This is a genomic window from Sinorhizobium garamanticum, assembly GCF_029892065.1.
Lineage (GTDB): Bacteria > Pseudomonadota > Alphaproteobacteria > Rhizobiales > Rhizobiaceae > Sinorhizobium > Sinorhizobium garamanticum.
On the sequence record NZ_CP120373.1, the window covers coordinates 3,100,416 to 3,120,992 of the forward strand.

General features: G+C 63.0%; 18 protein-coding genes. 11 read left to right on the forward strand and 7 right to left on the reverse strand.

Annotated features, from left to right (window positions below; translation table 11 throughout):
* Nucleotides 1–175: 175 nt before the first annotated feature.
* From PZN02_RS14510 to PZN02_RS14525, 4 genes are all read right to left on the reverse strand, one after another.
* Nucleotides 176–445, reverse strand: a complete 270-nt coding sequence (locus tag PZN02_RS14510; RefSeq protein WP_280658668.1) for a hypothetical protein — start codon at nt 443–445, stop codon at nt 176–178.
* A gap of 214 nt (nt 446–659) precedes the next feature.
* Nucleotides 660–965 carry a hypothetical protein gene (locus PZN02_RS14515; protein WP_280658669.1) on the reverse strand — a complete coding sequence of 102 codons (306 nt, stop codon included), beginning with the start codon at nt 963–965 and terminating at the stop codon, nt 660–662.
* 9 nt (nt 966–974) lie between these two features.
* A complete protein-coding gene (locus PZN02_RS14520) occupies nt 975–1,289 on the reverse strand; it encodes a hypothetical protein (protein ID WP_280658670.1) in 315 nt (104 codons plus the stop codon).
* 575 nt (nt 1,290–1,864) lie between these two features.
* Nucleotides 1,865–2,548 carry a LexA family transcriptional regulator gene (locus PZN02_RS14525; RefSeq protein WP_280658671.1) on the reverse strand — a complete coding sequence of 228 codons (684 nt, stop codon included), beginning with the start codon at nt 2,546–2,548 and terminating at the stop codon, nt 1,865–1,867.
* 866 nt (nt 2,549–3,414) lie between these two features.
* Here PZN02_RS14525 and PZN02_RS14530 point away from each other — a divergent pair.
* From PZN02_RS14530 to PZN02_RS14555, 6 genes are all read left to right on the forward strand, one after another.
* A complete protein-coding gene (locus PZN02_RS14530; protein ID WP_280658672.1) occupies nt 3,415–4,770 on the forward strand; it encodes a hypothetical protein in 1,356 nt (451 codons plus the stop codon).
* The gene (locus PZN02_RS14535) at nt 4,739–5,251 is read left to right on the forward strand and encodes a hypothetical protein (protein ID WP_280658673.1); all 513 of its coding nucleotides are present in this window, start codon (nt 4,739–4,741) and stop codon (nt 5,249–5,251) included. Before PZN02_RS14530 ends, PZN02_RS14535 begins: the two co-directional genes overlap by 32 nt.
* Before the next feature lie 881 nt (nt 5,252–6,132).
* Nucleotides 6,133–6,642 (forward strand): helix-turn-helix domain-containing protein, encoded by a 510-nt coding sequence (locus tag PZN02_RS14540; RefSeq protein WP_280658674.1) that lies wholly within the window; start codon nt 6,133–6,135, stop codon nt 6,640–6,642.
* A gap of 250 nt (nt 6,643–6,892) precedes the next feature.
* Nucleotides 6,893–7,513 carry a hypothetical protein gene (locus PZN02_RS14545; RefSeq protein WP_280658675.1) on the forward strand — a complete coding sequence of 207 codons (621 nt, stop codon included), beginning with the start codon at nt 6,893–6,895 and terminating at the stop codon, nt 7,511–7,513.
* A 415-nt stretch (nt 7,514–7,928) separates the two neighbouring features.
* Nucleotides 7,929–8,726, forward strand: a complete 798-nt coding sequence (locus tag PZN02_RS14550) for a class I SAM-dependent methyltransferase (RefSeq protein ID WP_280658676.1) — start codon at nt 7,929–7,931, stop codon at nt 8,724–8,726.
* Between the two features lie 168 nt (nt 8,727–8,894).
* The gene (locus PZN02_RS14555; RefSeq protein WP_280658677.1) at nt 8,895–9,647 is read left to right on the forward strand and encodes a DUF1194 domain-containing protein; all 753 of its coding nucleotides are present in this window, start codon (nt 8,895–8,897) and stop codon (nt 9,645–9,647) included.
* Between the two features lie 51 nt (nt 9,648–9,698).
* On the opposite strand, the gene PZN02_RS14560 is transcribed toward PZN02_RS14555, so the two are convergent.
* Nucleotides 9,699–10,019 carry a hypothetical protein gene (locus PZN02_RS14560; protein WP_280658678.1) on the reverse strand — a complete coding sequence of 107 codons (321 nt, stop codon included), beginning with the start codon at nt 10,017–10,019 and terminating at the stop codon, nt 9,699–9,701.
* A gap of 278 nt (nt 10,020–10,297) precedes the next feature.
* The gene (locus PZN02_RS14565; protein WP_280658679.1) at nt 10,298–10,852 is read right to left on the reverse strand and encodes a L,D-transpeptidase family protein; all 555 of its coding nucleotides are present in this window, start codon (nt 10,850–10,852) and stop codon (nt 10,298–10,300) included.
* Between the two features lie 725 nt (nt 10,853–11,577).
* On the opposite strand from PZN02_RS14565, the gene PZN02_RS14570 reads away from it, so the two are divergent.
* The 4 genes from PZN02_RS14570 (at nt 11,578) to PZN02_RS14585 (ending at nt 18,032) form a co-directional block, all read left to right on the forward strand.
* On the forward strand, nt 11,578–12,078 hold the full coding sequence (locus PZN02_RS14570; protein ID WP_280658680.1) for a BA14K family protein: 501 nt from the start codon (nt 11,578–11,580) through the stop codon (nt 12,076–12,078).
* A 647-nt stretch (nt 12,079–12,725) separates the two neighbouring features.
* Nucleotides 12,726–13,217, forward strand: coding sequence for a BA14K family protein (locus PZN02_RS14575; protein ID WP_280658681.1), 492 nt, complete (start codon nt 12,726–12,728; stop codon nt 13,215–13,217).
* A gap of 365 nt (nt 13,218–13,582) precedes the next feature.
* Nucleotides 13,583–14,056 carry a BA14K family protein gene (locus tag PZN02_RS14580; protein WP_280658682.1) on the forward strand — a complete coding sequence of 158 codons (474 nt, stop codon included), beginning with the start codon at nt 13,583–13,585 and terminating at the stop codon, nt 14,054–14,056.
* A gap of 604 nt (nt 14,057–14,660) precedes the next feature.
* A complete protein-coding gene (locus tag PZN02_RS14585) occupies nt 14,661–18,032 on the forward strand; it encodes an AAA family ATPase (protein ID WP_280658683.1) in 3,372 nt (1,123 codons plus the stop codon).
* A gap of 172 nt (nt 18,033–18,204) precedes the next feature.
* Here the strand turns inward: PZN02_RS14585 and PZN02_RS14590 are convergent, their stop codons facing one another.
* On the reverse strand, nt 18,205–18,672 hold the full coding sequence (locus tag PZN02_RS14590; protein WP_280658684.1) for a group III truncated hemoglobin: 468 nt from the start codon (nt 18,670–18,672) through the stop codon (nt 18,205–18,207).
* A gap of 736 nt (nt 18,673–19,408) precedes the next feature.
* Between PZN02_RS14590 and PZN02_RS14595 the strand changes: the two genes are divergently transcribed.
* Nucleotides 19,409–20,179 (forward strand): pyrroline-5-carboxylate reductase, encoded by a 771-nt coding sequence (locus tag PZN02_RS14595; protein WP_280658685.1) that lies wholly within the window; start codon nt 19,409–19,411, stop codon nt 20,177–20,179.
* Nucleotides 20,180–20,577: the final 398 nt, after the last annotated feature.

A 20,577-nucleotide genomic window follows, 5' to 3' on the forward strand; every position in this document is an offset into this window, starting at 1 on the left:
TCACATTACACGACAGTAGCGTAGCTGGTTTTGCGGACCCTTTTTTCCCTCGTAAAGACAGTTGAGCCTTGACGATGGCGACCCCGCCTTTCCTCATCAAGTCGGTCGATCTAAAGCGCGTCGCGTTCAATCGGACTCATAGAAGGGCCCGCCACGTGGCGGCGCGAGCGGCTGCTCAGTAGCGGTAATATCCGTAGACCGGGCGAGCGCGCTTGCACTTGATCTCTTCCTTGTACTCGTCGTCGTCCCACTTCCGCTCGATCTTGCACCGGCCGCGACGATATTCTTCCTTGTAGGCCCGGCGCTCATATCGGGGTTCATCGTAATACCCGCCCCAACGCCAGCGCCCATGGCCGCTTTCGTCCTTCCAGGGATCGGCCAATGCGCTCCCGGCGCATGCCGTGAGTGCCACGCCAACTGCGGCTGCAATGGTCAAAAACTTCATGGCTCGGGCTCCTTCTTCATTATCCAGATCAACGCATTGGCTTGCTGCATGTTTCCTTGAATCGTAGCCGATTTAAGGCTGAAACATGCGGTAGCTCAAAATGCTACAGCGTCCTTCGCGCGTCTGATCAGACGCGCGAAGCTCCTGTAGTTTCGGGGATCGATCCTGAACCTCAGATGAAGAGCTTTGCGAACGAGCGCGCCCGGACAGCACGTCAATACTTCGAGTTGTCGTATTTTCTGTCGCAATCCGGCACGGCTGAGCGGCGCGGAGAGGACACGAGTTTCAGGGCAGGGGCTGTCGCTGATGGAGGTATCGTGCCGGGCGGTGCGGGTTTTGCCTCGACGGCGTCATGGCCGAGTTCCTGTTCGAGCGCCGCGGCGATCTTCTTCAGCATCTCCCGGACGCGGAAGGCATGCCGGGCGGCGGCCTCGGCCTCGGTCGCGTAATAGGCGGCGCTCATCGCCTCGATCAGGTTCAAGGCGGCGAGATTGACGACGGCGTAGGTTTCGGCGCGCATGACCAACACCTAGAACTGCTGGCGATGATTGTGGGTGCCGACGAGGCGCTGGTCGCGGCCGGTGCCGCCGACGGAAAATTCGCGCTCGCGGTTGAGGTCGAAGAAGGCGTCGTCGGTAAGCTCGGAGGCGGGCAGGGCCTCGCGCTGGAACACATTGCCATCGGCGCCGAGATGCCAGGCGAGCGAGGCGAGGCTGGAATAGACGCTTAACAGAAAGGTCTTCAGCGCCTGCTGGTTCTCGGCATCGCTCGACCGGCGAAGATCGGCGGCAAAGAGTTCATCGACATGGCCGTGCAGGCCGGATTTTATCGTGAGGATTGACATGCGGCCGCAGCGCTCTCCCGGTCTCCGATGGGCCGGGCGGGCGCATCGGTCATGTTGTTCGTGTTGAACAGAACATTCCATGCGACACGAATAGTGTCAACACGGAGCGTGTTGTTTTCGTGTTGCCGACACGGTTTGTGTTTGATGAGGAATTGGGGGCCTCAGCAGTCATTCATGCGCTGTCAAAGCGGCGAGGCTGTATCTCCGCAACGGGCCATCGGCTGGCCGTCTTTGGATCCTCGGGTCAAGCCTGAGGATGACGGAGGGAGTGTGGGACATGCACGCACACGGCCCCGTGAATGGAGCGAAGGTGCAGGAACGAGGGCGCGCTTTGTTCTCGTGCATCAGAGACTCAACTGACTTGATAGGGGCGACGTGGCTTTCCTTGTCCGTCATCCTCGGGCTTGACCCGAGGATCCAGAATCGGTCGGCCGATTTTAGTTTGCAGCGCGCCATCGGCTGCCGGTGTTTGGATCCTCGGGTCAAGCCCGAGGATGACGACGGAGTGCGGGAGACATGGATGCCGACGGCCCTCGTGATTGGAGCGAAGGCGCGCCAGCCGCGCCCGCGCCCCCTCACGCGTTCCCGGCGAGCGCGATGTAATGGACGCTGTGGACCGTGTTGGCGTCGAAGCGGAGTTCCTTCGGCGGGTTGAACTGCTCGAGCACCAGTTCGGCGGTGTTGTGGCGGACGAATTTCTTGACATAGGCGAGCAGCGCGCCGTTTTCTTCGAGCCGGATTTGGGCGATCACATAGTCGCCGCGCCTCACCGGGCGCTTGGGGTCGACGAAGCAGATCTCGCCGTCCTCGTAGCGCGGAGACATGGAATCGCCGGAAACCGAGACGGCGTAGGCGCCGGAAATGTCCGAGAGGGTCGGCGGCGCCATGACTTCGTACAACACATTGCCATTCATTAGGAATTCACCATCCACTCCGCCGACGGCCTGGCCGAAGACGGGGATCTTTTTGCCCTGGCCGACGAGCGGGGTGAGAAGCGTACCGTTCGGCTCGGCGATCCCCACAGGCCCCGCGGGCGCAGTACCGTTGCCGGTCCGGCGGTCGCCGGCCAAGAGCCACAGCGGATCGACGTTGAAGCGGCGGCCGTAGATCTCGGCCTCGGCGAGCTCAAAGTCGTTCTGCCCGTTTTCGTGGGCGCGATAGGTCGAAGCGACGATGCCAAGCGCGTTGGCGGCATCGGAGGCAAACTGATAGCCGGCCTTCTGGCGCGCTTCGCGCAATCTTTCAGCTTTGTCGCTCATGGCTCGGAACATGTTTCTCGCTCGTGGTTCGGAACATAGCGACATGAATAACACAAATCATGTTGACATGGCAACACGAACGATGTCATTCATGACGGCATGGAAATGCGGAACAACGGAGGGCGGTGATGAAGAGGCGGCAGCGTAAGATTTTACTGACCTTCGTCCGGCTTGCGCCTTTCAAGCCTTCGGCGATGCCCTAGATCAGCTTGAGGGCGTCCGCTGCGATGCCCAAAGGGGGAAGGGCGATCTTCCCGATATTTGAGGTGTGGGCGGAGGCGGAAGTCCGCTTCGTAAATCTGCGCGCCCAAGTTTCTCGGAGTGCGGGTGCGAACGGAAAGCGCCTTCGCACGTTCCCCGAGGATGGGGGTGCAGGTCTCGCACTTTTCCTGCACCCCGGGGTCTCTTGGGTGTGCGGGGCGCGGATGGAAAACCGCTTCGCACTTTTCCTGCACCCCGGGTTGCTTGGGGATGCGGGGTGCGGACGGAAAACCGCTTCGCACTTTTCCTGCACCCGCAGGAACTGATCGCCGCTCTCCTCCCCGGCGATCAGCGCGAAGCCCTGTCGGCTGGACCTCAACCGACAGGGCTTCGCACCCGAACCAGATGTCGCCCGGCCGCGGCCGGGCGGATGAGGAAGGAGGTCCCGCCGGCCGGCTCGGCCCGAGCGGGAATTCGAGAACATCGATGGATTGCGCAGCGAAGTCGGCGCCGCGGCGGGGAAGTCCGCGCGGGGCAGGATGTGGCGCGTCCTTGCGTGATCTCTTGTGATTTCTTGGAGCGGCGCGCCGGTCCGGGAGTGATGTGGAAATTCCAACGGTGGCGGCGCCAAGGCGCGGCGCTGCGCGTGAAAGGCGGATGGCAGGATGAGGGGAGCGGCATTGCGGATCTCGGCGATCGTCGAGGCGCTGGTGGAGGCGGGGGCGACGCCGGAGATGATCCTTTCGGCGGTCTCGGTCGCCGAGGTTGGTGCGCTCGACGCTTTGGAGCGCCGCCGCGCGTCCGACCGCGCCCGCCAGCAGCGTCGCCGGCAAAGGCTGGCGCGCGAGGAGGGAACGGAAGGCGAAGGGCTGGATGGGCGTCACGGGACGGCCGGTGACAGCCACGTGACGGAGCGTGACGCCCCCCTTCCCGATAAAGAAAGGTCCCCCGCACCCCCTAAAGAAATTAACCCAACCCCAAACCCAACAGCCGCGGGGCCGGTCGTTGCTGGCCGGATCGTGTCTGGCACGACCCTCGGCGCAACACACGGGGCTGGACACGGGGCTGGCGAAATTCCCGCTGGCCCGAACCCGACTGCCCCAGGCCTTCGGCACCCCGATGCGCGGGGCGACGCCGCCGGGATGCTTCCGGCCGGCCGACGAGAAGGCGCGTCTCAGCGGGCCGAGCGTCGGGAAGGCCATCCGGAGGTGGGACATGGCGAGGCCGCCTGCCGGGAGGCGGAGTATCGGTGCGTCACTGGCGCGACACTCGGCGCTGCACGCCGGGCTGGCGAAAGTCCCGCTGGCCAGAGCCCAGCTGCCCCGGACCTCCGACTCCCTGTCGCGCGGGGCGACACCGCTCGGGTTTTCCCGGCGGCACTCCGAGAAGGCGAGCCCTCGCAGCCTGAGCATCGTGGCGCCGCAACGGAGGGCGGGCACCGGGAGATGGGGCATGGCGAGGCCGCCTACCGGGAGGCGGCGTATCGGGACGGGCGTCGCGAGATCGGAGAGGCTGCGCATCGGGACGGCGAAAGCCTGGCATGTGCGCGCGTACAAGCTGAGCATCGGCAGCCCACGAATCGGCAAGCCAACAGGGGCGGGGCCAACAGGGGCGGGGCCAATCGGGGTGAGGGCAGGCGGCGGGGGACGCGGCTGCCCGACGCTTTCGTGCCCGACTGGGAATTCGCGGCGGGCAAAGGTTTCGGCCGGGCGGCGGCGGAGGCCGAGTTTGAGAAATTCCGCGACTACTGGCGCGCCAAGGCCGGGCGCGAGGCGACCAAGCTCGACTGGCAGGCGACCTGGCGCAACTGGATCCGCAATGCCGGGCGGCCACGGGCCTTCGGCGGGCGGGCGCCGCCTGGTCGGGTCGACGGGAAGGGCAATTTCAGGGCGCACAATTTCAGGGCGCATCAGGACGAGGTGCAACGCGAACTCGACAGGGTATTGGGACGGGCAGGCGATGACGACTTTACCGGCACGACTTTCGAACTTGAACGAAGAGATTGGCAGGCTCGCCGATAGGCTGAAGCCGGCGGGGCCGGAGCGCGTGGCCGAGTGCCTCGACGCGCTGAAGCGCGGCGGCATGGCGGCGCCGGCGGCAATCGCGCCCGGCGATTTCCTGCGCGAATACACGCTTGCGCTTTCGAACGTGCCGGCATGCGGGCTGATGGCGGCGATCGTGAAGCTGAAGCGCGGCGAATATGCCACCGTGAAGCCCGCCTTCATGCCCTTGCCGGCGGAGCTCGCCGCGCTCGCCCGAAAGGAGTCGCTCGGCGTCCGGGAGGACATGGCCCGGGCGCGGGCGATGGTGGAGACCTTGCACGCGCTATCGCGACCCGAGCCATCGCCGGAAAGCAAGGCGCGGGTGCGGGCGCTTCACGCCCGGTTTCGCGCGCAGGTGACTGCGGATCGGGCCGAGGCCACGCCGCCTTCGGCCGAGCGGGGCGCCGGCGGCCAAAAGGCCGTGCTGCCGGCATCGCCCTTGCCGGAGCAGGGTCAATGACGGAGGGACGCTCGGTTGGGCCTCACACCGCGCATCTCATTCCTGTGTCACAGGAATCCTGTGCGCCCAAGTCCTTGGACGCGGGAGAATCTTGCGCGGAGCGGGATGGTGGCGCCACTTTCGCAGCGTCGGTGTTTGGCCAGACGGGGTCATTCACGGCGCGGACGCGCCGTGGCTGGATTCCTGTGACGAGCACAGGAATGAGGGAGTTCTAGAATGTTGGCCGCACGAGACAGGTGCAGGGGATGACGGGGTCCCCGAGGTTGGCCGCACAAGACAAGCACAGGAATGACGGAGTGCTGGGTTGGGCGCGCAAGACGGGAGCAGGGATGAGGGAGTCCCGGGTGTGGTCACCCAAGACGGGAGCAGGGATAAGGGAGTGCTGGGTTGGGCGCACAAGACGGGCAGAGGCATGACGCGGTCCCGGGTTGGCCACAAGACGGGTGCAGGGGATGGCGAAATGCTTGGGCGCACAGAGCATCAACGGCCGAGCATGCCTCGGCTGGGTCGGTCTTGCACAGCCGCAGCGCCACCCTTCCCTCATTCCTGTGCTCGTCACAGGAATCCAGTGCGCCCAAGTCCTTGGGCGCGGGAGAATCTTGCGCGGAGCGGAATGGTGGCGCCGCATTCGCAGCGTCATTCAGACGGAGTCATTCACGGCGCGGACGCGCCGTGGCTGGATTCCTGTGACGAGCACAGGAATGAGGGAGATCTGGGGTTGGCTGCACGAGAAGGGTGCAGGGATGACGGTGTTCTCGGTCGCAGGACGGAGGGAGGCTAAGCGAATTTCTTTAGCCGGCGAAATAATTGAGCCCTCAATGGGCGCGCGAAAACACGAAACGAGGCCGGCGGCAGCGTCGGCAGGGAAACGGGAGTAAGCAATGACGAACCATTCGGAAGGCACGCAGTCGCAACTCATGCGCCTCACCCGGCACTACAGCGCTGTGCGCGAGCGGCTGGTGCGGCCGGCAAACGCGGTCGTTTCGGCCGCCGCGGCGGCGGAACTCGAAAGGCGGCTTCAAGCACTTGCCGGGGACAACGCCGCGAAGGCGCGGCGGATCGCGGCGCTCGAGACGGAGCTCGCCGATGCCGGGGCGCGGCTGATCGCGCAGGCGCAGGCGCTTCTTGGGCAACGGGCGGGCGAGGAGGCCGAGCACGTGCCGGCGGTCGAGGCGATCGTCGCGGCCGTGCTCGAACGTTTCCCGGGGATCACCTGGGAGGACATCATCAGCGTGCGCCGCGAGCGCCGGCTGGTCGAGCCCCGGCACGCCTGCATGCGCGCGGTTTACGACGCCCGCAAGGACCTCTCGCTGCTCTCGATCGGCCGCATCTTCCGCCGCAAGCACACGACCGTGCTCGGCGTCGTGCAGCGGCGATCGGCGGATGCGTGAGTCGGCTGTGGCCCTGGCGATTGCCGCAAGCGTTTCAAGGGTTTGCGCTTGGTTTCAGAGAAATCGATTCATGTTCTCCCGCCTCCGCCGGGGCCCAGAGCCGCACACTTTCCTCACCCCGCTTTCTTTGCCGGCGCGGGGTGGGACGGAAACCGCACACACTTTTCCTCACCCCGCTTCCTTGCTGACGCGGGGTGGAACGGAAAACCGCTTCACATTTTTCCTACCCCGCTTTGAAAGGACCCCGAAAATGACGAGCAAAGCCCAGAAACTGCGTGCAAAGCGCAAGGCCCAGCTTGGACGCCCGCGCAAGGTGAATGCCGCGCGCTTCGCCTGCGGCAAGATCCGGCCGGAATGGTCGAGACAGGAGAGCGAGAGGCAAGCGACGGCGGTGGCGCTCGCGGCGCGCAAGCGCATGCACGGGCTGGACACGACGAGCGCCTTTGCCGGCTACACGCTCGGCCGCCTGTTCCTCGACGGCCGCATCACCGCCGAGCAGCGCGAGGCCGGCGACGACTATGCCGTGGCGATGGCGCGCTACTATCACCTGAACGGCATTCCCTATCCGAGCGCACGCGCCCAGGCGCTCGACCGCGTCGCCGGGCACCCCGGCGAGACGACCGAGGAGCGCGCCCGCATCGCGCGCAAAGCCGCCGACCGCATGATGCGGCTCGACGGCGTGCTTTCCGGATGCGCGGAAGGGCGGCAGGTGAAAACCACGGTCTTCAACGTCTGCGTCATGGACTACGAGGGCCTGCGGCTGATGCCGGAACCGCAACTCGCATGGCTGAAACGCGGGCTGAATGCGCTCCTTTTCGACAAGGGCTTGCGCGAATGTGGGGAGGGGGATCGTTCGTTTGAGCGCGGATAGGAATATTATCCTAGAAGCGCGAAGGGTCCGGCCCTTCCCTCATTTCACTACGGCCCCGCGTCGATCGAATCGTTCTTTGCCGGGAGGCTCCGTCATCCGCGGCTGACTCGTTCCGTCCTCCTCGGGCTTGACCCGAGGATCCACAATCGAGCGGCCATGTCTGGCTCGCGAGGCATTGCTGTGTCTGGATCCTCGGGTCAAGCCCGAGGATGACGGGGGAGAGGGGCTGAGGATGACACGCGTGGCGCTGAAATGGCACCCTGCCGCCCGATGCGTCGGGCAAGCGTTGCACGGCGAGTGATTTCCCTGCGATCGACCGTCGATCGCCTGTCACGAAATGTCGATATGCCGATTTCGGCGCTGCCGCTTTGATTCCTTGCACGCCTTTTGCAAACGACATCTCAGGGGCGCAACCATGGCCGGACCGGAAATGCGATACAACTCCGCTATTGTCGACTTTCAAAGAAAACGCGGAGGCGATTCCATCGCGTTCTTCGTGCCGTTTCTCACGCGCGATATGGACCTGCTCGACATAGGCTGCGGGCCTGGCGCGATCACGGCCGGTTTCGCCAATGTCGTGCGAACTGTTACCGGCCTTGACCTGGAGCCGAAAGCCATTGCCGCCGCCAAACGGATGATCGCGACGGCCGGCCATGCCAATCTGAGCTTTCTGGAAGGCGATATGACTGCATTGCCGTTCGAGGACGGGCGCTTTGACGCGGTCTTCTTCCATGCGGTCCTCTATCACCTGGATGGCCCAAAACTTGAGAGAACGCTGGCGGAAGCATCGCGGGTCCTGAAGCCGGGTGGCCTGCTTGCGACGCGCGACGCTGATGTCGGCGGCAATGTGATTTACCCGGAGACCTCCGGCATCCAGCTTTCCCTAGACTTGTGGCAGCGCTGGTACGAGCATTCATCGGCCGACGCAGTCTATTTTGGGCGACGCCAGGGGGCTGTCCTGCGATCTCATGGCTTCGAGCCCATCTGGAGCGGTGCGAGCTACGTCAACCACAGCGCGGATGCACTGACGCGACAGGAAACCGTCCACGACGCCAAAAGAAGTCTCGAAGGCCTCTGCGAAGGTCTTGTTCAACGCGGTCTCGCCGATCGACAGGAGATAGAGACGGCGGTCACCGCTTGGGAGATGTGGGGCAGCGACCCGGATGCGGTCTACTTGCGGTGCCGATGCGAATGCATTGCAAGGAAATCGTGAGAGGCGCGCCTTTAGGTTTGCGCTGTTTGCGGTAGACGTCGCCTTCGCCCAGCCTTCGCTTGGGTGGCGCCACTTCTCGCCGCCGCGGCGTGCATCCACCGGCGGCGCGCTTGGCGGCTGTGGCCGGCAGGCGTAAGATATTCCACCTCAGGCCCGGGGGAGACACCCATGCGGGCGGTTGTTTTGCTGTTGCTGCTGCTTGCGACGTCTCGCGGCCCTGTGCTTGCCGCCGACGTGGATGCGGCAATCGTGTTTGCCGTCGACGTCTCGGCCTCTATCGATCGGTCCACCGCCAGGCTGCAGCGCGAGGGGCATGCGCTCGCGCTTTCCGAGCCGAGGGTGATCGCGGCCATTTCCACCGGATTGAACGGCTGCATCGCCATTGCCTACATGGAATGGTCGAGCCCGGGAGACGCACGGTCGGTGTTGCCGTGGACGGTGATATGCAATCGCGCCGATGGGTTGACCGCGGCCGAGGCGATCCGGAGGGATGGAGCCGATGGCGACGGCTGCGCAAAGGGCTATTGCGCGACATCGATATCTTCGGCGATCGCCGCCGGCAGCGCGCTTCTCGATGCCTACAAGGGCCACGCGCTCGCCAAGGTCATCGACATCTCCGCCAGCGGAACCAACAACGATGGGCCGCCTATTGCAGCGAGCCGGCTCGATGCGCTGAGAAGCGGCTACATCATCAACGCGATCGCCATACCACAGGTGAGAGGTGGCGTTGCCTACCATCTGCTCGGCTATTTCACCGACAATGTCATCGGAGGCAGCGGCTCGTTCGCGCTTGAACCCTCAACCGTAGACGACTACGCGGTGGCCTTGCGGAAAAAGCTTCAGATCGAAATCAGCAAGGCCACAGGTTCGGCCTCCCGCTATGAAATCGCATCGGGGAGGCGGGCGATTGCGGGCCGGTGACAAACCGTCCCAGCAGGAGCGTCACGCTCGCCTCACTGGACCGCTACAGCCTCAGGGAGCTGTTGGCGGGGGTGTGACACCGAGGTAGTAGTCGCCCTGGTGGCTGCCCTGGTATTCGTTGGTGTAGCGATCGCGGGCCGCACCCAGGTTCGCCGGCGGTATCCGCCGCTGGTAAACGATGCTGCCGGTCGGTGCCGGATCGACTACGACGACGTCCGGTGTCGGATCGACGTAGACGACATCAGGCGTCGGATCGGCGTAGTAGATACTGCCGGTCGGCGTGCGATCGACATAGTACATATCGGCAAAGGCCGGTGCGGCTGCGCCGACAAGGGCGGATGTGAGGACGAGTGTTTTCACGGAAACTCTCATGGCATTGCTCCTGTGTCCGTTCAGCATCCGGCCACAGCACGGACGCCGTGCAGCATGCGCCCTCTCTCCGGTGTCCGAGCGTCGTTTCAGACGCGCAAAGACCACCGCCCACATATTGCCTAAACCGGTCCCGGCTTAAGGAAACATGCGGGCACGAACGCTGCGGTTGAGACAATAACGCTGCAGCGGCAAGAGCGTTCCCGATGGCTGGTGCGGGCGCTGCCGGGCGAGGGCGAAAGCGTGGCCGCGGCGTCAGGCGGAGAGGGCGCGCCGTCCGCTCACGCCTCGATGCGGATCGGCGTGCCGTCGGGGACCAGCGACCAGATTTCGCGCATTTCCTCGTCGGTGACGGCGATGCAGCCGTTGGTCCAGTCGAGGAGGCGGTGGAGCGAGCCGAGGAAGCCCCAGCCGTTCGGCAGGCCGTGGATCATGATGTCGCCGCCGGGGCTTTCGCCGGCGGCCGCGGCGCGCGCCTGGTCGGCGGCGTCGGGGTAGGAGATGTGGAGGCTGAGGTGGAAAGAGGAGTTCGGGTTGCGCCAGTCGATCAGATAGTCGCCTTCCGGCGTGCGCCGGTCGCCCTCGCGCTCCTTGTGGCCGAGCGGGTTGCCGCCGAGCGAGACGCTATATTCGCCAAGCACCGTGCCGTCGCGCAGGAGCTTCAGCAAGCGCTCGGACTTGTCGACCACCACTTCCTTGGCCAGCTTGTCGGGCGCCGCCATTTCGGGCGGTGTGCCGGAGCCACCGTCCTTTGCCGCAAACGTATAGGCGCCGGCGCCGGCGATGACGAGCGCCGCCGCCAGGAGTGTTTTCTTCAGGATCCCAAACGTCGTCATAGAGCGCCCCAGCCGGTCATCGCAGATTTCCTACCGCATGTTTCTCTAGTCGATTCAAGAGTAAACTGCAGCAATTCAAAGTGCTACAGAGTGCTTTGCCGTCTGATCACAGTACACGACAGTAGCCAGCTTCTGCCTCGCCGGTCCGCAGTACGGCAAGGGCTTTCCCCATCGTCATTCCTGTGCTCGTCACGGGAATGAGGGAACTCACCGTCTCGGAGAACGTCGTTCGACGGTTATACGGAGCCGACGCTTTGCCCCTCACCTGGCATCGGCGCTTTGCCCCTCACCCTAACCCTCTCCCCGCAGGCGGGGAGAGGGGACTTAGGTGGTCGCCGCGAGTCTCCTTCGCCCCGCGTGCGGGGAGAAGGTGGCCGGCAGGCCGGATGAGGGGCGGGTGCGCCAAAACAGCATCAACCGCCGAACACTGCTTACTGCTTGTCTATTCCGACGGAGCCCCGAGTACAGGGTGGCCGCTTCTATCAGCGCGTGTAGCCACAAGGCCGGAGCGGCCGTCTCGCGAGCAGGAAATCGTGATTTTTTCGCGGCGGGTGTGGGGGCACCGCGATGCGGCCATCATTCGAAAGAAATGCTTTCCGGCTGTTTGCGTAATTGCTTGAATCGAAACCGATTAAGGACAAAAATGTGAGGCAGACTTAGAGTTCTGCAGCGTCGTTTGCGCGTCACGTTTGGCGCGCGGCGCTGCGGAGGAAAAGGTGAAGCCAATGAAGAGGCTAGCTATTATTGCCTTGTCGCTGGCGACGGCTCTGACGGGCGTTCCGCCGGCCATGGCGTTTCCCACCATTGCCGCTCCTACGATCCCGAAGGTCGAGGTGCCGGAGGTACAGCCGGTCAATGACGACGACGAATGGGCCTGGGCGCTCGGCGGGCTTGCTGCCGGAGCGCTCCTCGGCGGCGCGCTGGCGCAGCCGAGATATTACGGCCCAGGCTACTACGATAGCGGCTATTACGATAGCGGCTATTACGATGGCGGCTACTACGCCCCGCCTTACCGCCCGCGCTACTACGCTTACGCCCCGCGCTACTACGCCCCGCGCTACTACGCACCGCGTTACTACGCGCCGCGTTACTACCGCCAGACCTATTATGGCGGCAATGCGCACACGAACTGGTGCTATGCGCGCTACCGGTCCTATCGGGCTTACGACAACACGTTCCAGCCCTATTACGGCCCGCGCCGGGTGTGCGTCTCGCCTTACTATTGAGGGTGGCTGCGGGCAACCCGCGTGTTGAAGGTGCCGCGCGTTCAAGCGAACGCGCGGGGATGCTTCTCCTTTGAATTTCTGCGGCGCAGAAGGTCTTTCAGCCCAAGGACTACTGCATGTTTCCTTAAATCGTAGCGGATTTAAGGATAAAAACATGCAGCAATTCAAAGTGCTACAGCGTCCTTTGCGCGTCTGATAAGACGCGCGACGCTGTAGGACTTGGGCTGGCTAGATTCCTGTGACAAGCACAGGAATGAGGGGCGGAGAGATGTCTTGCCCTACCACAACCGACGAGGCGGCAGTACACCATTGTCGTGTGCTGTGGTCTGAAAAGACGCGCGGCGCAGTAGTGCCGGCGCAACTTGTTTGCCGCATTCTACGTTCTTCGAAAACAGCGTGGCCGCTTCTATCACTGCGTGTGGCTACACCCGTGTGAACCGCCGTCTCGCGAGCAGGAAATCGCGATTATTTCGCGGCGGGTCTCGCGGCACCGCGATTCGGCCATCATTTGAAAGGCATGCTTTGCTGCTGCTTGCGTAATTCCTTGAATCGAAACCGATTAAGGACAAAGATATGCAGCAGAGTTCTGCAGCGTCGTTTGCGCGCCACGTTTGACGCGCGGCGCTGTGGAGGAAAAGGTGAAGCCAATGAAGAGGCTAGCTATCATTGCCTTGTCGCTGGCGACGGCGCTGACGAGCGTTCCGCCGGCCATGGCGTTTCCCACCGTTGTCGCGCCAAAGATCGAGGTGCCGGAGGCGCAACCGGTGCAGTACAGGCGTTACCGCGGCGGCTACAACCGTGGGTACAGGGGCGGCTATCGCCACTACCGCGGCCATAGACACCGCGACGATGACGACGATGAGCTCGGCTGGGCACTCGGCGGATTGGCGGCCGGCGCAATCCTCGGCGGCCTGCTGGCACAGCCGAGATACTACGGCCCGACCTACTACGACAACTACTATGCCCCGCCGCCTTACCGCCCGCGCTACTACGCGCCGCGTTATTCCCGCCAGACCTATTATGGCGGCAACGCGCACACAAACTGGTGCTATGCGCGCTACCGGTCCTATCGGGCTTACGACAACACGTTCCAGCCCTATTACGGTCCGCGCCAGCTGTGCATCTCGCCCTACTATTGACGGCGGATAGGGCGCGCCCCACGTGCTGAGGGTGCCGCGCGTTCAATACGAGCGCGCGGGGGCGGTCTTCCTTGAATTCTGCGGTGCGGAAGTGTCTTTCAGCCCAAGGACCGCTGCATGTTTCCTTAAATCCTGGCGGATTAAGGATAAAAACATGCAGCAATCCAAAGTGCTACAGCGTCCTTAGCGCGTCTGATAAGACGCGCGGCGCTGTAGGGCTGGCTGGATTCCTGTGACAAGCATAGGAATGAGGGTGGAGGAGAGGCTTGCGGAAACGCGCGATCTTTTATCGCCCCATGGTGTATTATGGCGGAGGGATCAATCCTGCCGTGAAATCGTTCCTTCATCAAAGAAGGGAAAGGTGAATGAAGCCCGTGAAGATTGCAGCGACCATCGCACTTGCGCTCCTGACCGCCGTTTCGGCCGTGCCGCCGGTTATGGCCCAGACGCCGTGCATCGGCGTCTGCACGGGCGTGCCGCTCAGGGGAAACTATGGCACCAACTACGGCAGCGGCTATCGGGGCATGTCCCGCCACGATCTCTTCATCGAGCGGGAATACCGGGATTTCCAGGTCAACCGCTATCCGAACTCCGGCGCCGCCGCGCGCTATCGCGGCCAGCGTTACGACATCGGCATCGGCCCGGGCGCGATCGTCGGCGGGCCGAAGCCGCCAGCGCTCGACCCCGGACGCGTGCGCCGCCAGCAGCAGCTGATCCGCTACGACGCCAATGCCCATGCGCGCTGGTGCCGCGAGCGCTACATCTCCTACCGGTCGACCGACAATACCTTCCAGCCCCACGAGGGCCCGCGCCGCGCCTGCAATTCGCCGTTTAACTGAGCGCGCAGCGAAGCGCGGCATGTTTTTTCCCTAATCGGCTACGATTTAAGGAAACATACAGTCGTCCGGAATCCGCCAGGAGCCGTCATTGGCAGGCCGGCGGCGCACGGCCCGTTTCGACCCATTCCGGTCGTTTGGGCCGAAGCTCGCAACGGTGCAAGTCGGTCCATGGAGGATGTCTAGCTGATAGACAGCCTTAAGCTGCGGGATGTGGACTTTAGCGTCACCTCTGTTGGGGCATCGAGGGCGAGTTGAGCGAACAATGGCAACTAAATTCTCGTAATAAAGTGCCCAAGGTAACTGAAACGGCCACGTTCTTACACTAAAGTGTAAGCGCAATCAGATTAGGCGACTGGGGCATTAGTCGGCGGGTATGGTGAGCATTGCCGATGCTTTCAATCCGGCTCCGGGAATTTAGTTTCACGGGGAAAATCGTGAAGCCGAACGAGCCCTGATGAACCGCGGTGGTGGTCGGGCCGCGTGCTGCTCGTGCGACTGAATTGACGAGGACTGAGCGGGTAACAGGGGTAAGCTGTATATCCTGGACCTGTGGAGAGCGCATCACAACAAGCCGTATTCGACCATGTCAAATGGATGTTAGGTCATGCCCGACATCGGAGACTGGCTCGCCAGCATTAGGCTTGAGCGGTATCGCGAAACCTTCTTGAAGAACGGCATCGATCTCGATGTTATCGACGATCTCACCGATGCCGATCTGAAGGAGCTCGGACTGTCCCTTGGTGACCGCAGGCGGTTTCTCAGGGCAGCCGCGACCGTGGCTCAGCAGTCGCCGTCTCCGGCGGCGACACCGCATCCCCCTGTTTCCCCAATCCACAGCGAGGCGGAACGGAGACAGCTTACGGTAATGTTCTGCGATCTCGTTGGATCGACAGCACTCTCCACACGCCTCGATCCAGAAGACCTGCGGCAGTCGATCGTCGCGTACCGTGCTTGCACCACCGAGATCGTCGGCCGGTACGACGGCTTCGTTGCCAAGTATATGGGCGACGGCGTCCTCGTATACTTCGGCTATCCGCAGGCTCACGAGGAGGATGCCGAGCGGGCCGTGAGGGCCGCCCTCGCGGTCGTCGAGGCGGTCGACCGGCTGGATGCGGCAGGCGAACGCTTGGCTGTTCGGATCGGAATCGCCACTGGCCTGGTCGTGGTGGGCGACATCATTGGCACCGGTGAGGCCGAGGAACGTAGCGTAGTAGGTGAGACGCCGAACCTAGCGGCCCGCCTGCAGGCGCTCGCCGAGCCCGGCACAGTCGTTATTGCCGAAGCGACGCGCGTGCTGCTGCGGGGCCAGTTCAAGCTCGAGAGCCTCGGGGTGCGACCGATCAAGGGGTTTGCTGAGGCGGCTGAGACCTTTCGGGTACTCGGCGAAGTGCAGAGCGAGGATCGCTTCGAGGCCGGTCACGCGACCGACGTACTACCGCTGGTCGGCCGTGATCAGGAACTCGCACTGTTGGTCGATCGTTGGACTCTGGCCAAGGCCACCGAAGGTCAGGTCGTCCTGCTCGAGGGCGAGGCCGGAATCGGCAAGTCGCGTCTTGCCTTAGCACTTCGCGAGCGCGTCTTTCGAGAACCACATCTGTTGCGTCGCTACTTCGCCTCACCCTACCACGTCAACAGCGCGCTTCGTCCGGTAATTGCCCAGCTCGAACAGGAAGCGGGATTTGAACGCGATGATTCATCGGCCGTCAAGCTCGCCAAGCTCCAAGCACTACTCGCCGAACAGATGGGTGACGTGAGCGAAGCGATCCCATTGCTGGCAGAGCTTCTCGGAATCCCAAACACCGGCCGCTGCCCAATTCTGAATCTTGCGCCCCAGCAGCGCAAGAATCGGACCTTCGAAGTATTCATCGCTCAGCTTGCCAGACTGTCTGCAAAGCAGCCGGTGCTCATCGTACTTGAGGACGCGCACTGGCTGGACGCAAGCAGCCTTGAGCTGTTCGGCTTATTCGTGGACCGCATCCGACAGCTCTCGGTGTTGCTGGTCATTACCTACAGGCCCGAGTTCGTGCCGCCTTGGCGCAGTTATCCGCACGTGACAAAGGTGGTCCTGAATCGTCTCGACCGGACGCAAGCTCAATCGCTGGTCGGGCAGCTGACCGGTGGAAAGCCACTGCCTGTCGGGGTGCTCGATTACGTCCTGGCCAATACCGATGGCGTACCGCTGTACCTTGAGGAGTTGACCAAAACCATGCTCGAATCTGGTCTCCTGGAAGTGGCCGGCGATCAGTTTGGATTGGCTGCACATATACCGCCGCTGGCGATCCCGGCAACGCTATACGACTCCTTGATGGCCCGTCTCGACCGCCTCGGCAGGGCTAAGACTGTGGCCCAGATCGGTGCCTGCATCGGGCGCGAGTTCTCCTATGAGTTGATTGCGGCGTTGGCAGTGCTCGATGAGCCAGAGCTGCAGCGGGGGCTCGATCAACTGGTCGGTACCGAGCTCGTTTTTCGCCGCGGAAGTCCCCCTAAGGCGATCTACAGCTTCAAGCACGCGCTCGTCCGCGATATGGCATATCAGTCCCTCCTCAAGAGCTGTCGCCGTGAACTCCATCGTCGTATTGCCCAGGTCTTCGAAGAGCGAGCCCCACATGTCGTGGCCGCCCAGCCGGAACTCTTGGCGCATCATCTGACGGAGGCCGGACAGCTGCCGCAAGCAGTCGAGTTCTGGCACCGTGCCGGCGAGCACGCCAATGAGCGGGCGGCGAATGCCGAGGCCGCCGGCCATTTGGCCAAGGCCCTCGATCTGCTCGCTCAGATGCCCGAGAACCCGGAGCGCATCGAGCATGAGCTGACATTGTTGACCACCCTGGGGCGAGTGCTTACCGCTGCGAAGGGCTATGGCCACCTGGAGGTCCAGCGCGTCTACAACCGTGCTCGCAACCTGGCGGAGCGGGTCCAAGATACGCCAAAGCTGTTCCCAGTGATTCTCGGCCTCACCATCCACCACGCAGTGCGGTCTGAGCTTTCCGCGGCGCGGGCTCTCGGCGAACGGCTCTTGGTGTTGGCGCAGCAAACCTCGGATCCCGTGCTCATGGTGGAAGCGTCCTACGCGCTCGGCATCACCTGCTCCTGGCTTGGCGAATTCGCCTCTGCATGGCAGCACTTCGAACGCGGGATCAACCAGTACGACATCGCGCAGCACCGGGCGCATCTGGCGCTTTACGGACAGGATGGAGGACCGATCTGCCTGTGCCGCGGCGGCATGGCGCTGTGGTATCTCGGCTACGACGACCGGGCGCTGGAGCTGATGGACGAGGCGCTCGCCATAACTGCGAAGCTCGGACATTTGTTCAGCCGCGCCTACGTACTGACTTGGGCGGCGATTCTGCACGTTCATCGACGGGACGTCGCGAAGGCGCAAGAGGCGGCGGATTTGGCGTCAGCGTTCGCGGTCGAACACGAATTTCCGTTCTGGCACACCCAAGGGGTCTTCCTGCAGGGGTGGGCGTTGGCCGAACGGGGCCAAGTCACGACAGGCATCGAGCAGTTGCGAGAGGGGATAGCTGGCATGCAGGCGATCGGGTCAGGAATGACCGCGCCTTGGGCGATGGGCTTACTCGCGAACGCGTATGGTAAGGCCGATCGTTTTGCTGACGGCAATACCTTGATTGACGAGGCGCTTACCATTGTCGCGCGCACCAGCAACCGCTGGTGCGAGGCGGAGCTGCATCGGCTCAAGGGCGAGCTCATTTCATCGCTCTCGGAGCGCGATCCAGCCGAAGTCGAGGCGTGCTTCCGCCGTGCCCTTGACGTCGCCCGCATGCAGGATGCCAAAATGTTGGAACTGCGCTCGGCGGTGAGTTTGGCACGGTTTTGGCGGGCTCAGGGTCTTAGAGCGCAGGTTTGCGAGCTGCTCGCGCCGCTCCTCGGCTGTTTCTCGAAGGGCCACGGGACGCTCGATCTTCAGGACGCCCAAGCGGTCCTTGAGAGCTGCGGAGGTAGTAAATTGAGCACCTGAACACTTGCTCTGCTGCAACGACTTTGTCGCAACTTCCAAATGGAGCGATGTTTCCGAATCCGACATTGCGATGTCGCACTGCAGGGAGTCACGCAACGACCGCAACCAGCGAGAATCAGACGTCAGCTGAGTGCCGGAAGGAAGGCATTCGTCGTCGGCAAGAGTACCATTTTCAGGAACGCTTGAGTGCGGGGTCGTCGAGCGCCGGATTGTAGAAGAGCGAGAGCGTCAGGCTTCGCGCGATGCGCTCTGCCGTGGCCATGAACCAGGCCTTCGCGTCATTATCAGGCGCAATGTCGTCAAGCGTCGCGGCAAAGAGAGCCAGCCATTTCGGGAAAAGCTCCGGTGACATGTTGGCGATGCCCAGATGCGCCTGGACTGGCTTTCCGCCATAGGCGCCGCTGCGGAAGGCAACTACGGACCAGAAGCTCTTCATCTTCTCCATGTGCTCCGGCCAGCGCCCCGAAAGCCTTGCGTCGAACACGGGCCCGAGCTCCGGATGCGCGCGCACCCGGCCATAAAACGTGTCGACCAGCCGACCGATGAACGCGTCATCGATCCCGAGTGCTTTCATTTCCGCTTCCGCGCGTTCGCGGATCGCTGCGGGTTGCGCAGCTCGACCTTGCAATTCGTCGTTCATTCCATAGCCTGTTGCCGCAATTCAAAGTGCTACAGCGTCCTTTGCGCGTCTTATCAGACGCGCGGCGCTGTAGGTCGGCCGCCTCTGCGGCCCACGTTATATAGACCTTGCGGATCTCGCGCCAAGAGCTGTTGTCAGCATGCCGCTCCTCTCGCAAGCGAAAGGGTTCGCGGCGTAACAGCACCGGTTGCGGAAATGCCGGCTCGGATTGCGTCGGCCGAATATGCCTGGTTGTGTACGGCCATCCTCGTCAAGTCAGTCGACCTATCGCGCACAGCAGCCCCCATGCACCTCATCCCTGTGCCTGTCACAGGGATCCAGCCACGGCGCGTCGGCGCCGTGAATGACTTGCTGTTCAGTTGAAGCTGAGGCTTGCAAGCAAGCGGGCCAGAGTCTCTTGCACCCAAGGACTTGGGCGCGCTGGATTCCTGTGACGAGCACAGGAATGAGGGTAGAAGGAGATGCGTTACCGCACCGCAGCCAACGAGGCAGAAGCTGGCTATCGTCGTGTACTGTGGCGTCCGATTGGACGTGCGGCGCTGTAGGATCTAAGGAGGATGCAGTGGTCTTGCCGACGATGCGACTGCTGCTTTTGTCGACCGACGACTACTGCATGATCCCTTAAATCGGATTCGATTTAAGCACAAAATCATGCAGTAATTGAAAGTGCTACAGCGACCTTTGCGCGTCCGATTGGACGCGCGGCGCTGTAGAAACCGATGGTAAAGGACACCCAATGAAACTCGGCTTCATCGGCACCGGCGCGCTCGCATCCGCGATTGTTACCGGGCTAAAATCGCTCGCGGATAATTCCGTAACCGTTCTCCTGTCGCCTCGGAATGCGGAGATCGCCACTGGGCTGGCTTCCCGCTATCCGGACGTGCATGTTGCAGCCGATAATCAGGCGGTTCTCGACAATTGCGACACGATCATGCTCGCGGTTCGGCCGCAGGTTGCGCATGACGTGCTTTCTAAACTGCGGTTCCGGCCGGACCATCACGTCGTCAGCCTGATCGCCACGCTGTCCCGTGAGGAAATTGCGGCTTTGACCGCGCCTGCGGAAAAGGTGACGAAAGCCCTTCCCATGCCCATGATCGCCTACGGGCAGGGCGCGACAATCATCTTGCCGCCCGATCCGGGCATGGCCGCCTTGTTCGGCAAGCTGGGAAAGGCGATCGAGGTCGAGGATTCAGCCGAATTCGACGCACTGAGCGTCGCGACCGCGACCTATGCCACCTATTTCAAGTACCTCGATACGATCCATGGATGGCTGAAAGACCACGGCGTTGGAGAGGCGAGGGCGCGCGACTACATCGCCACCCTGTTCAAGGCACTCGCGCATGCACCGGAAACGGCGCCGGATGCGGGCTTCATGCATCTGGCGGAAGAATACGCAACGCGCGGCGGCCTCAACGAGCAGATCTTGCGCGAACTGACGGACCACAGGGTATTCGATCATTTCGCGCAGAGCCTGGATGGCGTGCATCGGCGTATTCTGAAATCTTGAGCGGTGGGCGAAACGCTGCAAAGGACCGCCGGAGCCTCGGCTCTTGGGCGCTTTAGGCGCGTGCTAAAGACGAAATTATGGACGGCTGGCGTCACGCATTTAGAGTGATACCCGATCTGATTGGATCGTTTTGGAAACCGCTGAGGTTCGCGCGTCGCAGCCTCTCCGAGCCATCCGGGGGAGATGCACCCCCCTCTGCCCTGCCGGGCATCTCCCCCACAAGGAGGGAGATTGGCAAGCTGCGGGCTCTCCATTTCCTCGCCTCGATAATGCCAGCCTCGCTGCGGGACGCGGCGGTGGTGCACGGCAATGCCTCCTCGATCTCCCCCCTTGTGGGGGAGATGCCCGGCAGGGCAGAGGGGGGTATTCCCGTGTCCTGATTTTCGCGATCTAGGGTC

Coding starts and splice junctions, on each gene's coding strand:
- PZN02_RS14530 (WP_280658672.1), top strand. CDS start 3,415: ATGAGGGGAGCGGCATTGCGGATCTCGGCGATCGTCGAGGCGCTGGTG.
- PZN02_RS14565 (WP_280658679.1), bottom strand. CDS start 10,852: ATGACGACGTTTGGGATCCTGAAGAAAACACTCCTGGCGGCGGCGCTC.
- PZN02_RS14580 (WP_280658682.1), top strand. CDS start 13,583: ATGAAGCCCGTGAAGATTGCAGCGACCATCGCACTTGCGCTCCTGACC.
- PZN02_RS14515 (WP_280658669.1), bottom strand. CDS start 965: ATGCGCGCCGAAACCTACGCCGTCGTCAATCTCGCCGCCTTGAACCTG.
- PZN02_RS14590 (WP_280658684.1), bottom strand. CDS start 18,672: ATGAACGACGAATTGCAAGGTCGAGCTGCGCAACCCGCAGCGATCCGC.
- PZN02_RS14595 (WP_280658685.1), top strand. CDS start 19,409: ATGAAACTCGGCTTCATCGGCACCGGCGCGCTCGCATCCGCGATTGTT.
- PZN02_RS14555 (WP_280658677.1), top strand. CDS start 8,895: ATGCGGGCGGTTGTTTTGCTGTTGCTGCTGCTTGCGACGTCTCGCGGC.
- PZN02_RS14550 (WP_280658676.1), top strand. CDS start 7,929: ATGGCCGGACCGGAAATGCGATACAACTCCGCTATTGTCGACTTTCAA.
- PZN02_RS14585 (WP_280658683.1), top strand. CDS start 14,661: ATGCCCGACATCGGAGACTGGCTCGCCAGCATTAGGCTTGAGCGGTAT.
- PZN02_RS14575 (WP_280658681.1), top strand. CDS start 12,726: ATGAAGAGGCTAGCTATCATTGCCTTGTCGCTGGCGACGGCGCTGACG.
- PZN02_RS14520 (WP_280658670.1), bottom strand. CDS start 1,289: ATGTCAATCCTCACGATAAAATCCGGCCTGCACGGCCATGTCGATGAA.
- PZN02_RS14540 (WP_280658674.1), top strand. CDS start 6,133: ATGACGAACCATTCGGAAGGCACGCAGTCGCAACTCATGCGCCTCACC.
- PZN02_RS14560 (WP_280658678.1), bottom strand. CDS start 10,019: ATGAGAGTTTCCGTGAAAACACTCGTCCTCACATCCGCCCTTGTCGGC.
- PZN02_RS14545 (WP_280658675.1), top strand. CDS start 6,893: ATGACGAGCAAAGCCCAGAAACTGCGTGCAAAGCGCAAGGCCCAGCTT.
- PZN02_RS14510 (WP_280658668.1), bottom strand. CDS start 445: ATGAAGTTTTTGACCATTGCAGCCGCAGTTGGCGTGGCACTCACGGCA.
- PZN02_RS14570 (WP_280658680.1), top strand. CDS start 11,578: ATGAAGAGGCTAGCTATTATTGCCTTGTCGCTGGCGACGGCTCTGACG.
- PZN02_RS14525 (WP_280658671.1), bottom strand. CDS start 2,548: ATGAGCGACAAAGCTGAAAGATTGCGCGAAGCGCGCCAGAAGGCCGGC.